We start from the raw sequence: 14142 nt of genomic DNA on the forward strand, positions 1-14142 counted from the left end.
CATGAAGGAGAACCGTACGACTACCAGTGGGAGGATGCCGGCGGGGAGCTCTCGCGATACGGCAGCTTCACGCTGCATCTGACGTAGCCGTCCACCATCCATCCGATGTGGAAACGTGTGAACCGTCCGGCGCGGTGGTGCGCGCGGTGCCGACGCCCAGGATAACGCCGAGGACTCCGTCGGCTCCGAAGAGGCCCTGCTCGGCGATGCTCCAGTCGTCAATGAGCGCCGGCTCCGGCCCGATCCGCACCTCGGTGCGGGCGATCAGGGCCCGCAACCGCATCAGGTCGCGGCGGGCCGCGCCGGCCAGCTCGCCAATCGCATCGATCCGGGGAACTGACGCACGCGGTGGGCCGGATGCGCGCTGCCCGCCGGATTCGGCCCCACCGGACCGCCCGTCTCGGGAGCGTGCGATTCCGGCCGCGCTGGAGAGGGGATCGGCCCCGTCAGACAGGGTGTCGACCGTCTCGGCGAGAGCGTCGACGAGCATGCACACGTAGACGTCGTATCCGAGCAGCACCGCCTCAAACCGGCGGCCGGAGATGTTGAGGCCCGCCGGGTCCAGCCGGTGCATCAACGTGCGGACGCGCCCGAGCTGCCGCTGGACCCGTACCGCCGCCTCCTGCACCGTCCGCGCCACCGCCAGGCGCTCCTGCCCTCCATCGCGGGCATCCTCCGAAATCCGCCCGCATACCGTCATAATGTCGTCGGTCACGATCCACCTCCTGATGCCCCCGGCATGACGTACGGCACGGACCCGTCGGTTCACCGGCTCGTCATGAACCGAGCGCCAGTCGGCAACGTTCGTGTGTGTGTGGCGAAACGAGGGGCGGTGACGCGCCAGGATGCAGCGGTCGGCACGGCGCCGTCACCGCCGATGCGCAGGTTGGCCCCGGGTCATCCGGGCTTGCTCACGGTTGCGGCGTCGCTCGATGAAGGTCAGTTCGTCGTCGTGCGTGACCGGGCCAGCCCTCGGACGCTGACCCACCGAACAGGGGCGGAGCTCGCGGCCTCGCTGAGCGACCTGCCGTTGTACGGTCGCGATCTGCGGCTGTGGCTGGCCGGGCCCATCGATCCCGGCGATCAGCCGTGGCTGCACGCGTACTGTGGTGAACTCGCCGAGGTGAGCGGGGCCCGGGTGTGGGCGCCGCCGCCAGGGGCATGGGCCGAGCTGCTCGACGGCTGCCTCGATCTCGGCGTACGGGCGCCGGGCGGACGCACGGCGAGCTGGCGGGAGTACTCTCCAGACGGGGCTGAGCCGGTGTCATTCGTCTCCGACGCCGACGGGCGGCTGATGCCGGCGGGCGGAGCACGGGTGCGCCAGGTTGGCGGCGTCCGCGTGGTGGCCGTGCCGCCGGGGCGTGACCCTGTGTCGACGGAGCGCTTCGACAGTGTCTGGACGCGACCAGGATTGTCCAATGTGGAGTTGGCCACGCTCGATGACGGCCGACTCGCGGTGCCGTACACCGATGGCAGCCTGCTGGCCGTCGGCGGCGAGGAACTGGCCCGCCTGCTGCGCGACGCCGGCTGGGTCGATGAGGACCTGTGCCTGCTCTCCGCGGTCACGACGACGCAGGCCGCCGCGGCGGAGGCGCATCTGCATGCGCTGGCGACCGTGCTCGGCGTCGACATCTACCACCGCACGCCCGACACGAACCTGTCCATACAGGATGGTCATCCCCGGGCGGTGTGGCCGGACGGTCGACCCTCGACCTGGCACCGCATGACCCCACCGGGCCTCGCCGCCAGCCAGCCGCGGTGGAGCAGCGACGATGGCTGGCTCGAGCCGGTCACTCAGGTCGCGGCCCGAGCCGACCACGCCGCTGTCACCTACCCGAATGCGATCGAACCGTTCGGCCCGGCCGGGTACGAGGAGACCAGGCGGGACCAGCCGGAGCTCGTCGACGCCGAGCCTGATGCGCGGCGAAGCGGGCTGGACTGGTTACCCCAGCCCACACCGGTCAACGCGGCCCCGTTGTGGTTGTGGGTCTCGTCGAGCGCGCCCGCCGCCCGCGCGCACACGGAGGGGGTGCCCGCGGCGGAGCTGTTCCTTCTCGGCCGCGTCGACCGCGACCATGAGGACCCGGCGTGGGCTGACCACGACGTCCAGCTGCTGGTCGAGCCGGGGGCAGCGGTCGCGGCGGCGCGGGTCACGGCATACGCCCCGGAGCGCCTGCGCGAGCGGCTGGCCGCGCCCGGGACCTATCTCATCCCCGCCGGATGGCTCGACCGTGCACGGTTGCCCGCCCTCGGTGAGACGCTCGATGGGCGGCCACGTCCTGACGACGGCGCGGCCGGCGATCCGGTGGTCCTGCAGTGTGTTGGGGCGGCCCATGGCGTGGCAGGCGTGCCGGAGGATGTCGTGACCTGGCCGCACCGCCGGCACGCCCGCGCGTACGCGGTGCACCCGGCGCGCGGAGCCACCTCCGAGTTCGTGCCGGTGCTGCGTCGGCGGCCCACGCCGGCCGGCGGTTATCGCCTGCTGGAGCTGGACGTGCCCGGCGATATGGCGATCGACGTTCCGGCGAGCGCCGCGCGGATGGCGGAGCTGCCCCTCGTCCGGTCGCGCCTGCCTGACTTCGCCCGGGACGGCCTCGACCTACTGCTCCCCCGTCCGTTCCTCGATCAGGTCACAGTCAGCCGCGCGTTCGTCGCGGAGCGCGGGGCATGGCGGGCGGTCGCCGTACCGGACCTGGCGCTCGACGAGCTCCTCGTCGGGTGACCACCGGCCGGATCGGGCGCCGCGACGGCGGCCGCCAGGGCCGCCCGCGACCGATACCCGGTGCGCGCGAACAGGCGACCCAACCGGCTTTCGACGCTCTTCGCCGTCGCCCACAGGGCGGCGGCGAGCTGCTGGCCCGACAGGCCGTCCGCCACCAACTCAGCCAGCAGGCGCTCGTTCTCGGCCGCGGTCGCCGAGCGGTGCGGCACGGTGACGCCGAGCGTCCGCATCGCCGCGCGCACGCGCGCTCGGTCGAGGATCGCGTCGAGGTAGCCGAGCAGCTCGTACGCTTGCGCCAGCAGGCCGACCGGGCCTGCACCCCAGGTTGCCACCCGTTCGAGGGTGTTCGCCAGCACCCAGGCCTGGTCGAGGTCACGGGCGAGGGCCAGCGCCTGGCCGGCCGCGGCCGCGTCCGTCTCGGCGGCGACCTGGGCCAGGCGGGCATGGAGCTCGGCCAGTGGCGTGCCGATCGAACGCGCGGCATGGGCCGCGCGCGCCGCGTACTGGCGCGCTCGCGGATAGTCCCCACGCGACCGCGCGAGCTCGGTCAGGCGCAGCCAGATCTCGTCGGTCCCCAGGCTGACACCATCGCGCTCGGCCCTGGCCGCGGCTCGGGTCAGCGCGGCACCGGCCCGATCGGCGTCGCCCAGCGCAGCCTCGATCTCGGCGCGAGTCAGCTCGCGCAGGTGCGGCAGGCCGAGCAACGAGTCCATCGCCATCGATCTATCGAGCGCGCGGAGTGGGCGGCCCTGGGCCAGGGTGGTCACCGCAACGGCGCGGGCCAGGACGGCGTCCACCGGCGGCGTTGCCGACCGCAGCAACTCCGCCGCGGCGGCGTGGTCAAGCGCGTCGAACCACGCACCCCGACGCCAGGCCAGCAGCGCACGCTCGGCCCACGGCAGGTCGCCCGCATCGAGTTGGGACACGCGCAGGAGCCGCTGGGCTCCGGTGAGGTCGCCGACCGCGAGCAGGATGCCGGCCCGCTGCGCCACCCGATCCCGGCGCAGCGGGTCACCCGGTGGCGTCGGCGCCTCCGTCGCGGTCGGACGCCACGGTCCCACGACGCCACTCATACGCTCACCCGACACGGCCCGCACCACCGCGCTGCGGCCCGACGGCGCGGGCCGCGCCGGCTCCGGCGGCATGACGGCGACGAGCCGCCGTTCGGCCGCGGCCCAACAGTCCATCATCGACAATGTCACGGCCTGCTCTACGGGTGTCCCCGCCTCCTTCGCCGCCCTCGCCAGTCCGGCGGCGTCCCCGAGCCCGTGCATCGCCCGCAGGATCAGCAGCCACGCGTCGAGCCGGAGGCCATCGCGCGACGCACCGTCCGACCGCGGTTGCTGACCGTCGATCTCGTCGAGCGCACTGCGGGCGCTCCGTAGGGCCAGAGCATGGTCGCCGGTGTTGGTCGCGGCGGCGGCGAGCCCCAGCAGCGCCTGCACCCGGCGGACCGGATCGCGGGTCAGGCGGCTCGCCGCGGCGAACCACTGGACGGTCCGCCCGTCAGTCATCGGCAACCGGTCGGAGAGCATCATCAGCGCGCCCGCCGAGCGTTCGGGGTCCACCGCGGTACCCGCCGTTACCAGTTGTTCACCCAGATACGTCGGCACGGCGCCGCCCGCCGGGCCGTCCCAGATCGCGTGCACCGCCTCCCGGGCCAGTTGCCGCGACCGGTACGGCCCGTCGGCGGCGCGCAGCGCCGCCACGACCGCCGCGCCGGCGAATCGCCACCCGCCGGCCCCACCGCCCCGCAGCACGCCCATGCGAACGAGTGCCCCGAGCGCCTGCGCCACCGCTGACGGCGGCAGATCCAGCACGGTGGCGGCGTGCGCCGCGGCGCCGGCGCCGAGCGGGTGCAGCGCCGCGATCGCCACCGCGACCGGCCATACCGGTTGCGGTGCGGCCCGCAGGGCGGCCAGAACCGCCTGGGCCTCCGGCCGGGCACCCGGGTCGTCCAACTCGTCCTGCTCCAGCGGGCGCAGCGTCCGGACCGTGAGCAGGCCGTCACGGCGCAGACGCGCGAGCGTCATGGCGGTCCCGTCGGGCGCGGCGGAAACCATGACCGGGGTACTGACGGTTGCCACACAGCGCACTCGGGAGCCGGCCAACCCCCGCACCAGAGCGGGTACAGCGGCGACCGACGCCGCATCGACCCACTGGCCGCCGTCCACCAGCACGAGCGGATCGGGCAAGCCGCGCAGCAGCCGACAGACGGTCGTGACGAGGCCCTCCGGCGTACGGCCGGCGATGGGTGTGCGGCTCGGCCCCGACGGCGACCCGGGCAACGCGGCCTCGCCGGCCAATCGGGTCAGGAAGAGCCAGGCGTGCCGCTGCTCGGCCGGGTCCGGCGAGACCGCTACGACGACTCGCCCGCCACGCCGAGCCCGATCGGCGAGGTCGGTCAGCGTTGCGCCGAGCCCCGTACCGGCCGGACCGACAAGCAGCGTGAGCACCGGCCCGGGCTGCGCGGCGTCCGGAAGATCGAGCACGGGACCATCGCCCTCTAGTCCTGGTGGGCCGGGCACGAGACCTCCTCCTCCTGCTGCTCCGCGATCGGCTGCGGGCTGACCGCAGTCGACCGCGGGCTGACGGGTATACGGTCGCGACGGCAGAAACGTTCACGCGACCGAAACAGGTCCGCTGAACCGAATATGCCCCGTCCTCGTAGAACGAGGGCCATCAGTGGAGCGGTCGGGGTGCGAGTGGGACGGTGGAGATGACGGCGGAGCAGGGTGACGGACACGTGCGCCTTCAGCTCGGCGCGTATGTGCTTGGTGCACTGCCCGCGGACGAGGAGCTCGCCGTGACGCAGCACCTCGCGGAATGTTCACAATGTGCGGACATTGCGACCGACCTCACCGATGTCCGCCGGGTGCTGGACCGTCTGGACGGCAGCGGTGTCGCCCGCCTACTCGAGGCCGTCGCCGCGCCACCCATCTCTCCGGCTCCCACGCATTCCGTTCCGGCCCAAGCCGGCCCGACCCAAGCTGGTCTGGCGCTGCCCAGTCCGGCGCGCCCAGCCGCCGACTCGCCCGGCAAGAGCGCGCCGCCCCCGGGCCGGCCGCCAGGCGGGCCGCGACGGCGGCGGGCACGGCCAACCCGCGTCGTCGTGTCCGCAGTGGCGCTCGCGCTGGCCGTCGGCATCAGTATCGGCGCCTGGCTCGGTGCGAAGGAACCAGTCAACGTCCGGCTGGCCGGGAACGACACAGATACGCAGTCCGGCGTGAGCGTGTCCGTCACGGTCGTCGGCGAGCCGGACGGGGCCCGGGTCGAGGCCGTCGTCGAGGAGCTCACGGTGAATCAGTCGTACCGGCTCTACGCGCTCGGCGACCGCGGGGAGTCGCAGCTCGCCGTCTCCTGGACCGCCCAGAACCGGGTGCACAGCGTCGGGGGCAATGTCACCATCCCCATCAATCGGATCACCGCGGTGACCCTCTTCCGCGCCAACGACACCGCCAACGACGCCCTGGTCACGGTACGGCTGTCCAAACCGTGACCCGCGTTGTCGCCTTCGTGTGAACCATCGCCGCTCGGGACTCGTCGTGGGGATGAGGTCCGAACAACCAACAGGAGCGGGTGGCGATGAACGCGGTGTCCGGCGCAGTTGGTCGATGGGTTCGTCTACTCGCCCGACCAGAGCGGCTACGGGTGGCCGTCGCCACCGTAGGTGTCCTGGTACTGAGCGCGATCACCTCCGTCGTCGTGGTCGCCGAGGGCTCCAGCGGTAACACGGACGCGGTCCCGCTGGGCGACGCCGAGCGCGCGGCCCTGATCGAGGCGGCCACGTCCTGCCCGGACCTCACCCCGGCTCGGCTGGCGGGACAGATCATGGCCACGACCAGGTTCGAGGCGACCAAGGAGGGCGGCATCGCCGGATTGACCGCCGCTGAATGGGAGATCTGGAAACCGTCGGACGACGCCATGAGCAGCGACGACAGCGCCAGCATCCTCGCGCTCGCACACCTGACCTGCGATCTGATCGGACGCCTCCGCCGCGACGGCTTCGCCGGCGACCTGTGGCCGCTGGCCGTCGCCGCCTTCGCAACGTCGCTGGACCGGGTCCGCACGTCCGCCGGAGTGCCAGCGGACGTGGCCGACTTCGTCAACCAGGTCGCGACCTACGCCGCCTGGTACGGCCAGCGGCTGCCGGGGGGCGCGGGCGGCCCGTCAACCGGCCCGGACGCAAGCCCCTCCACCTCCACCTCCACCTCCGCCCCCGCGTCGCCTACGCCTACCCCGGCGCAGACGTCGGCCCTCCCCACGCCGTCCTCGGCCGCGCTGGCCGCGCCCACCTCGCCGACGACAGCCCCGCCGGCGTCGCTGAACTTCCCCGCCTTCAACAACGCGTCTGCCCTGTACCTCAACGGCTCGGCGAAGCTCCTCAACGGCCGCATCATGCTCACGACGGGGCTGGGGCAGGCCGGCAGTGCGTGGTCCAGGACGACGTTCGACACGTCGAGGTCGTTCACTTCGTCATTCACCGCAGCCATCAACGTGCCGACGGACGGGCTTGCGTTCGTCATCCAGGCCGAAGGCCCAGCCGCCGTCGGCAACAGCGGTGGGTGCCTCGGCTACGGCGCCCGGCCCGGGGGCAACCCGGAGGACTCGATCAAACCCAGTGTCGCGGTCGAGATCGACACCTGGGCAAACGGCGCCAACGACCCGACCGGCAACCATCACCTGGCGGTGACGGTGAACGGCCAGATGGCGCAGCATCTGGTGTGGGCCGAACCCGGATTCAACCTGGCCAATAACAGGCCATTCACCGTCTGGGTCAACTACGACGCCAGTGCGCGGACCCTGGCCGTCTACATCAGCCAGAATTCCACCCGGCCGGCCCAGCCGCTGTTCTCCTACAGGATCGACCTGCGCGCGCACCTCGCCAGCACTCGGGCGTACATCGGCTTCACGGGCGGCACCGGGGCGACCAACGTGGCCGACTCGCACGAGTCCGTCCTGAACTGGACGGCCTCGTCGAACTGAGCCCGGCGAAAGTCGAGATCGTCACCGCGCGGGGTGGATCGCGGCGGCATCGGAGACGACCTCAGCACCGATGAGGTGGAGACAGTACTGCGCGTGATGGCCCGGCGTGCCGCTTGAGTTCCTGGCCGACCGCAGCCTCGGCAAGCGCGTCGTCAACTCACTCCGCGAGGCCGGACTCACGATCCACACGCTGGCGGATGTCTTCGGCGAGGCGGACTCGCAACTGGTCGAGGACACGAATTGGATCGCCTGCGCGGGTAGCCACCGTTGGGCGTGCCTGACCGTCTTCCGCGCCAACGACACCGCCAACGACGCCCTGGTCACGGTACGGCTGTCCAAACCGTGACCCGCGTTGTCGCCTTCGTGTGAACCATCGCCGCTCGGGACTCGTCGTGGGGATGAGGTCCGAACAACCAACAGGAGCGGGTGGCGATGAACGCGGTGTCCGGCGCAGTTGGTCGATGGGTTCGTCTACTCGCCCGACCAGAGCGGCTACGGGTGGCCGTCGCCACCGTAGGTGTCCTGGTACTGAGCGCGATCACCTCCGTCGTCGTGGTCGCCGAGGGCTCCAGCGGTAACACGGACGCGGTCCCGCTGGGCGACGCCGAGCGCGCGGCCCTGATCGAGGCGGCCACGTCCTGCCCGGACCTCACCCCGGCTCGGCTGGCGGGACAGATCATGGCCACGACCAGGTTCGAGGCGACCAAGGAGGGCGGCATCGCCGGATTGACCGCCGCTGAATGGGAGATCTGGAAACCGTCGGACGACGCCATGAGCAGCGACGACAGCGCCAGCATCCTCGCGCTCGCACACCTGACCTGCGATCTGATCGGACGCCTCCGCCGCGACGGCTTCGCCGGCGACCTGTGGCCGCTGGCCGTCGCCGCCTTCGCAACGTCGCTGGACCGGGTCCGCACGTCCGCCGGAGTGCCAGCGGACGTGGCCGACTTCGTCAACCAGGTCGCGACCTACGCCGCCTGGTACGGCCAGCGGCTGCCAGGGGGCGCGGGCGGCCCGTCAACCGGCCCGGACGCAAGCCCCTCCACCTCCACCTCCACCTCCGCCCCCGCGTCCGCGTCGCCGACGCCGGGGCAGACACCGTCGGCCACACCGTCGATCACGCCGTCGACCACACCGTCGGCATCCCAGCCGACCACACCGCCGGCGGGCCGGCCGACCGGGATCTCCGCCGGCGGCACCGGCCGGATCCGGGGCCTGGCGACCGGACGGTGCGTGGACAGCGACTCTGTGCCGGCGGTGTCGCTCAACGGCACCCCGATGGGCGGGCACGCCTTCTCGTCAGCTTGTGACACCCGCTCCTCCCAGCAGTGGCGCGAGGGCCCGCCGCTGGACCGGGACGAGCCCGGCGAGCAGAACTACCGGCTGCTGAACCAGCAGACGGGCTTCTGCCTCGACAGCAACCGTGACGGCGCGGTCTACACGCTGCCGTGCCTGAACCCGGACTCGCACCAACTGTGGCAGCGCGTGCCCGTGACCACGGCGTCGACCAGCGCGGTCGCCTACCATAACCGGGCCTCCGGGCGCTGCCTGAGCCTGGAGCCGACCGGCTCGACGCTGCGCACGGTGCCGTGCCCGACCGACGGCCGCTGGCCGAACACGATGCTGTTCCAGCGGGTGCCTTAGATCCACCGACGCTGATCGACAGGAGGTCCCTGTCCGCGCTTCCGCGGACAGGGACCTCCGACGAGTACGACCTCAGGACCGATGAGGTGGAGACAGTACTACGCGCGTGATGGCCCGGCGTGCCGCTTGAGTTCCTGGCCGACCGCAGCCCTCGGCAAGCGCGCCGTCATCTCACTCCGCGAGGCCGGACTTGACGTGATGGGTGAACTCCTCATTCGTCATCTCTGCATGGCGCTCGTCTCTTCGAGCGGCTGCGGCCTCCCGCGGCCGATGGTCACGGCGGCGATCGCCCAGGCGAGCAGGGTGCCCATGGCCAGGCCGGGTGGCAGGTACCAGAATGTCAGGAAGCCGGCGGGCAGCGTGGCACTCCATCCGACCAGGCCCCGGACGCCCGAAAGGCCGAAAGTCGACACCCGCAACCCGCTACCCAGCACTCAAGAAGACCAACACCAGACCCCACCAGAAGACGAAACAACGTTAAACGCGAAGGGATCGCAGAAAAATAATCCGTAGCTTCCCAAGATGCCGGTCGTTGCTGTGGTATAGGCGTCATGGTGGAGGTCGGCGGGGTGTTGGCGGCGAAGTTCCAGGCGGTGTTCCCGCATCTGGATGAGCGGCAGCGCCGGTTGTTGATGGGTGCTGAGGCGCGGGCGTTGGGGCATGGCGGGATCCGTGCGGTGGCCCGGGCAGCTGGGGTGCGTGAGGCGACTGTGTCGTTAGGCGTCGATGAACTGGACTCCGGTGCTGCGCCGTTGGGTCGGGTCCGCCGGCCCGGCGGCGGCCGGAAACGTCTGTCCGAAGTGGACACAGGTCTGCTGCCGGCGTTGCTGGCGCTGGTGGAACCCGATGAGCGCGGCGATCCGATGTCGCCACTGCGGTGGACGACGAAGTCGACCCGCAACCTCGCCCGGGGAACTGACCCGCCAGGGACATCGGGTGGGCGCCGACACCGTCGGTGACCTACTGCGGGCGGAAGGATTCAGCCTGCAGAGCAACACCAAGACCGTCGAGGGCAAACAGCACCCGGACCGTGACGGGCAGTTCCGCTACCTCAACGACCAGGTCAAAGACCATCAGGACAGCGCCGACCCGGTGATCAGCGTGGACACCAAGAAGAAGGAACTCATCGGCCAGTACGCCAACGACGGCCGGCAATGGCGACCGTCGGGCGAGCCGGTCGCGGTGAAAACCCACGACTTCCCCGACGCCGAGTTGGGTAAGGCGGTGCCCTACGGCGTCTACGACCTGACCGCTGACACCGGTTGGGTGAACGTCGGCACCGACCACGACACCGCCGCGTTCGCGGTGGAATCGATCCGACGCTGGTGGAACGCGGTCGGCGCCAGCGACTACCCACACGCCCGACGGTTGCTCATCACCGCCGACGCCGGCGGCTCCAACGGCCACCGCACCCGCGCCTGGAAGGCCGAACTCGCCGCCCTGGCCCTGGAAACCGGCCTGGAGATCACCGTCTGCCACTTCCCGCCCGGCACCTCGAAATGGAACAAGATCGAGCACCGGCTGTTCTCCCACATCACCATGAACTGGCGCGGCCGCCCACTGTCCAGCCACGAGGTCATCGTGCAGAGCATCGCCGCCACCACCACCCGCACCGGACTGCGGGTCCACGCCGAACTGGACACCAACACCTACCCAACCAAGGTCCGCATCAACGACCAGCAACACGACGCACTACCCGTGAGCCGCCACGACTGGCACGGCGACTGGAACTACACCCTGCGACCCGAGACCTACGAACACATCACCACCAACCCTGACCCGTTCGACCAGCCCAGCCCCGACCTGGCCTGGCTGCACCACCCCGCACTGACAGCACTACCAGCACCACAATGGGACACGCTGATCACCGCCCTGATGACACTGCACCCCCGACAGCGGGAAGCGAACCTGGACAAGCGACGCGGTCACCGCCCCAGAATGACCGCACCCGGCACCGGCCGCCGACCCGTCCTCACCCTCGCCGACCGGCTCCTCGCCACCGTCCTGCACCACCGCCACGCCCTACCCCAAACCGCCATCGCCACCCTGTTCAACGTCCGACCCGAAACGATCAACCGACACATCCGCGAGACCCGCCAACTCCTCCACCAGGCCGAACACACCATCCAGCCCAGCCCACACCGACTCGCCACCCTCAACGACCTCTACACCCTCGCCACCACCGAAGGCATCACCACCCCACCAGAGATCAAGACAGCGTGTTGATGATCTGCGATCCCGAAGCTTAAGCCACATTGAGCTGGATGTTGCCGATACGGGCAACGATGTCGAGGTGGCCGCCGAGCCCGACGACATAGGCACGCAACGTGTCGAGCCCGACGGCGTCGCCGTTCTCGATCTGGCTGATCCGTGCCTGCGTCAGTCCCGTGGCCTCCGCCAACTGCACCTGGGTCAACCCGAGCTGCTGACGGATCTCGGCGAGCTGAGCCCCACTGACCGAGGCGAGCATCTGCTCACGCATCTGTTGGCGGCGAGCGACGCGACCGGCGCTGTCCCAGGTGGGATCAGCCGCTCGGGCCTTCGCCTTGACGTCCCGCCAGCTCGCAGCCTCGGTCATGACCTGTCCTCTTTCAACGCCGTGAGATGCTCCGTGAACCGCGCGTCCGCCAGCGAAATCGCCTTGCGGTACCAAGTCTGCCATTGGCCGGCTTTGTCCCCTGCCACCAGAAAGATCGCCTCCCGCGCCGGATCGAACGCGAAGATCATCCGTACCTCGGTCGTGCCACCCGAGCCCGGACGCAGCTCCTTCATGTTGTGGTACAGGCTGCCCTTCAGGCGGTCCACAAGCGGGCGGCCGGGTCAGCCTGGCACAGCTCCAGGAACCACGACTCGACCTCGGGATGCAGTCTGACCTCCCACATCATCGCAGTATAAACAAAACTTATATTGCGATCCAATTGGCCTCGCCAGCCCCGAACGTACAGACGTCGGGCTGCTGCTCGTCCCGGCACACCGGCGGCGCATGTCGCGATGCCGACGCCCGGTAGGGCCTCGACCCACATTGCCTGGCCTGACTGACTCCCGCACTACTCCCGCGCCGGTGATGTCGTGCTCGACCTCGACGTAAATCCGACCGCCGCCCGACACCTACACCGGCATCCGGCAATCCTCGTCACCGACAGTGACACCACCCAGGTCCGGACCATCAACGAGTATCTGTGGCGGTTCGCGCCGTCGGGTGATCATGCGGTTCGTCCATCTTTGATGAACAACCAGCGTCAAGCAGTATTAATAGGGTTTTATCGATGAATTTCGAGGATGATTCGCTACCGATCTTGCTACCAGTGGCCCCAAAACTCCAAGATCATCTCGCTTATCCATCGAGGAAAAACGAATGATGCAAGTGCGTGAACAGCACAAACAAGCGAGCCTAGATGGAGCCGACGGGGGGACTTGAACCCCCAACCTTCCGATTACAAGTCGGGTGCGCTACCAATTGCGCCACGTCGGCCGGAGTCTCGATCCTACCGGGCCGACCCGGGGGGCCGCCTCCGACATACCTGTCGGTCGAGTCGGCACGAAACCGGGCAAAGTTGGCCCCCGACCTTGGCAGAGAGCGTCAGCCCGCCTAGTGTTACCCCAACTCCGGGCTGCACCGCCGCGGCTCGAAGCTTCTACTCGGATCGTCCGGCACGTTCCTGCCGGTGGAAGGTGGCACCCTGTCATGGCTACGGTCACGTACTCCAAGGCCTCCCGGATCTACCCGGGGACCCCGCGGCCCGCAGTCGACCAGCTGAACCTTGAGATCGGTGACGGCGAGTTCCTCGTCCTCGTCGGTCCCTCGGGCTGCGGCAAGTCGACCTCGCTGCGCATGCTCGCTGGGCTCGAAGACGTCGACGCCGGCGACATCCTGATCAACGACCGCAACGTCACGCACCTGCCTCCGAAGGCTCGTGACATCGCGATGGTGTTCCAGAACTACGCGCTGTACCCGCACATGACGGTGTACGAGAACATGGCGTTCGCGCTGAAGCTGCGCAAGACGCCGAAGCACGAGATCGACCGGCGCGTGAAGGAAGCTGCGGCGATGCTGCAGCTGGAGGACTACCTCGGCCGGAAGCCGAAGGCGCTGTCCGGTGGTCAGCGGCAGCGTGTTGCCATGGGTCGCGCGATCGTGCGTGAGCCGCAGGTCTTCCTCATGGATGAGCCGCTGTCGAACCTGGACGCGAAGCTGCGTGTGCAGACGCGTTCGCAGATCGCGACGCTCCAGGCCAAGCTCGGCATCACCACCGTGTACGTCACGCACGACCAGGTCGAGGCCATGACGATGGGGCACCGGGTTGCGGTGCTCCTCGACGGCGTGCTGCAGCAGGTGGACAGCCCGCGGGCGCTGTACGACCGTCCGGCCAACGTGTTCGTCGCCGGCTTCATGGGGTCGCCGGCCATGAACATCAAGACGGTGCCGCTGAGCGACAAGGGTGGGCGTTTCGGTGACGTGACGCTGCCGCTGACGCGTGAGCAGCTGGCCGCGGCGCAGGCCGATGGTGGCGGCAACCGGGTGACCGTCGGGTTCCGGCCCGAGGACACGGACCTGGTCGGGCCGAACGACGGTGGTATCCCGATCACCGTGGACCTGGTCGAGGAGCTCGGCTCGGACGCGTACGTGCACGGCACCGTGGCGCTCGAGGGTCAGGACGAGCGGTTCGTCGTGCGGGCCGACCCGCGTCGCACGCCGCGGCTCACCGAGATCGTGTACGTCCGGCCGCACGTGAACACGCACCACGCGTTCAACGCCGCGACCGGCCTGCGGATCGGCTGAACAGCACAAA

12 protein-coding genes, 1 tRNA gene and 1 pseudogene are annotated in these 14142 nt (G+C 70.1%); 8 read left to right on the plus strand and 6 right to left on the minus strand.

Annotation, left to right across the window (positions count from 1 at the left end; all coding sequences use genetic code 11):
- Positions 1–67: 67 nt before the first annotated feature.
- Positions 68–715 carry a hypothetical protein gene (locus OHA72_RS06255; RefSeq protein ID WP_327006901.1) on the minus strand — a complete coding sequence of 216 codons (648 nt, stop codon included), beginning with the start codon at positions 713–715 and terminating at the stop codon, positions 68–70.
- Positions 716–739: 24 nt separating this feature from the next.
- On the opposite strand from OHA72_RS06255, the gene OHA72_RS06260 reads away from it, so the two are divergent.
- Positions 740–2722, plus strand: coding sequence for a hypothetical protein (locus OHA72_RS06260; RefSeq protein ID WP_327006902.1), 1983 nt, complete (start codon positions 740–742; stop codon positions 2720–2722).
- Here OHA72_RS06260 and OHA72_RS06265 read toward each other — a convergent pair.
- Positions 2626–5214 (minus strand): hypothetical protein, encoded by a 2589-nt coding sequence (locus OHA72_RS06265; RefSeq protein ID WP_327006903.1) that lies wholly within the window; start codon positions 5212–5214, stop codon positions 2626–2628. The genes OHA72_RS06260 and OHA72_RS06265 overlap by 97 nt on opposite strands.
- A 227-nt stretch (positions 5215–5441) precedes the next feature.
- On the opposite strand from OHA72_RS06265, the gene OHA72_RS06270 reads away from it, so the two are divergent.
- The 4 genes from OHA72_RS06270 to OHA72_RS06285 all read left to right on the plus strand — a co-directional run bounded on the left by OHA72_RS06270 (position 5442) and on the right by OHA72_RS06285 (position 9352).
- Entirely contained in the window at positions 5442–6221 is a 780-nt protein-coding gene (locus OHA72_RS06270) for a zf-HC2 domain-containing protein (protein WP_327006904.1), read from the plus strand.
- 152 nt (positions 6222–6373) lie between these two features.
- A complete protein-coding gene (locus tag OHA72_RS06275; RefSeq protein WP_327006905.1) occupies positions 6374–7708 on the plus strand; it encodes an L-type lectin-domain containing protein in 1335 nt (444 codons plus the stop codon).
- A gap of 106 nt (positions 7709–7814) precedes the next feature.
- On the plus strand, positions 7815–8054 hold the full coding sequence (locus tag OHA72_RS06280) for a PIN-like domain-containing protein (protein WP_327006906.1): 240 nt from the start codon (positions 7815–7817) through the stop codon (positions 8052–8054).
- 152 nt (positions 8055–8206) lie between these two features.
- Positions 8207–9352, plus strand: coding sequence for an RICIN domain-containing protein (locus OHA72_RS06285; protein WP_327006907.1), 1146 nt, complete (start codon positions 8207–8209; stop codon positions 9350–9352).
- Between the two features lie 218 nt (positions 9353–9570).
- Here OHA72_RS06285 and OHA72_RS06290 read toward each other — a convergent pair whose 3' ends face one another.
- Positions 9571–9765, minus strand: coding sequence for a hypothetical protein (locus OHA72_RS06290; protein ID WP_327006908.1), 195 nt, complete (start codon positions 9763–9765; stop codon positions 9571–9573).
- A gap of 129 nt (positions 9766–9894) precedes the next feature.
- Here OHA72_RS06290 and OHA72_RS06295 point away from each other — a divergent pair.
- Positions 9895–11578 (plus strand): annotated as a pseudogene (locus tag OHA72_RS06295) (ISAzo13 family transposase).
- Between the two features lie 19 nt (positions 11579–11597).
- On the opposite strand, the gene OHA72_RS06300 reads toward OHA72_RS06295, so the two are convergent.
- On the minus strand, positions 11598–11930 hold the full coding sequence (locus OHA72_RS06300) for a helix-turn-helix domain-containing protein (protein WP_327006909.1): 333 nt from the start codon (positions 11928–11930) through the stop codon (positions 11598–11600).
- On the minus strand, positions 11927–12124 hold the full coding sequence (locus OHA72_RS06305) for a type II toxin-antitoxin system RelE/ParE family toxin (RefSeq protein ID WP_327006910.1): 198 nt from the start codon (positions 12122–12124) through the stop codon (positions 11927–11929). The genes OHA72_RS06300 and OHA72_RS06305 overlap by 4 nt, the downstream gene beginning before the upstream one ends.
- 297 nt (positions 12125–12421) lie before the next feature.
- On the opposite strand from OHA72_RS06305, the gene OHA72_RS06310 reads away from it, so the two are divergent.
- Positions 12422–12622, plus strand: a complete 201-nt coding sequence (locus tag OHA72_RS06310; RefSeq protein ID WP_327006911.1) for a hypothetical protein — start codon at positions 12422–12424, stop codon at positions 12620–12622.
- Between the two features lie 126 nt (positions 12623–12748).
- Here OHA72_RS06310 and OHA72_RS06315 read toward each other — a convergent pair.
- A tRNA-Thr gene (locus OHA72_RS06315) sits at positions 12749–12824 on the minus strand.
- Positions 12825–13037: 213 nt separating this feature from the next.
- Between OHA72_RS06315 and OHA72_RS06320 the strand changes: the two genes are divergently transcribed.
- Positions 13038–14132, plus strand: coding sequence for an ABC transporter ATP-binding protein (locus OHA72_RS06320; RefSeq protein WP_327006912.1), 1095 nt, complete (start codon positions 13038–13040; stop codon positions 14130–14132).
- Positions 14133–14142 lie beyond the last annotated feature (10 nt).

This window comes from Dactylosporangium sp. NBC_01737, assembly GCF_035963215.1.
Classification (GTDB): Bacteria; Actinomycetota; Actinomycetes; order Mycobacteriales; family Micromonosporaceae; genus Dactylosporangium.

Coding starts and splice junctions, on each gene's coding strand:
- OHA72_RS06260 (WP_327006902.1), top strand. CDS start 740: ATGACGTACGGCACGGACCCGTCGGTTCACCGGCTCGTCATGAACCGA.
- OHA72_RS06270 (WP_327006904.1), top strand. CDS start 5,442: ATGACGGCGGAGCAGGGTGACGGACACGTGCGCCTTCAGCTCGGCGCG.
- OHA72_RS06300 (WP_327006909.1), bottom strand. CDS start 11,930: ATGACCGAGGCTGCGAGCTGGCGGGACGTCAAGGCGAAGGCCCGAGCG.
- OHA72_RS06305 (WP_327006910.1), bottom strand. CDS start 12,124: ATGAAGGAGCTGCGTCCGGGCTCGGGTGGCACGACCGAGGTACGGATG.
- OHA72_RS06320 (WP_327006912.1), top strand. CDS start 13,038: ATGGCTACGGTCACGTACTCCAAGGCCTCCCGGATCTACCCGGGGACC.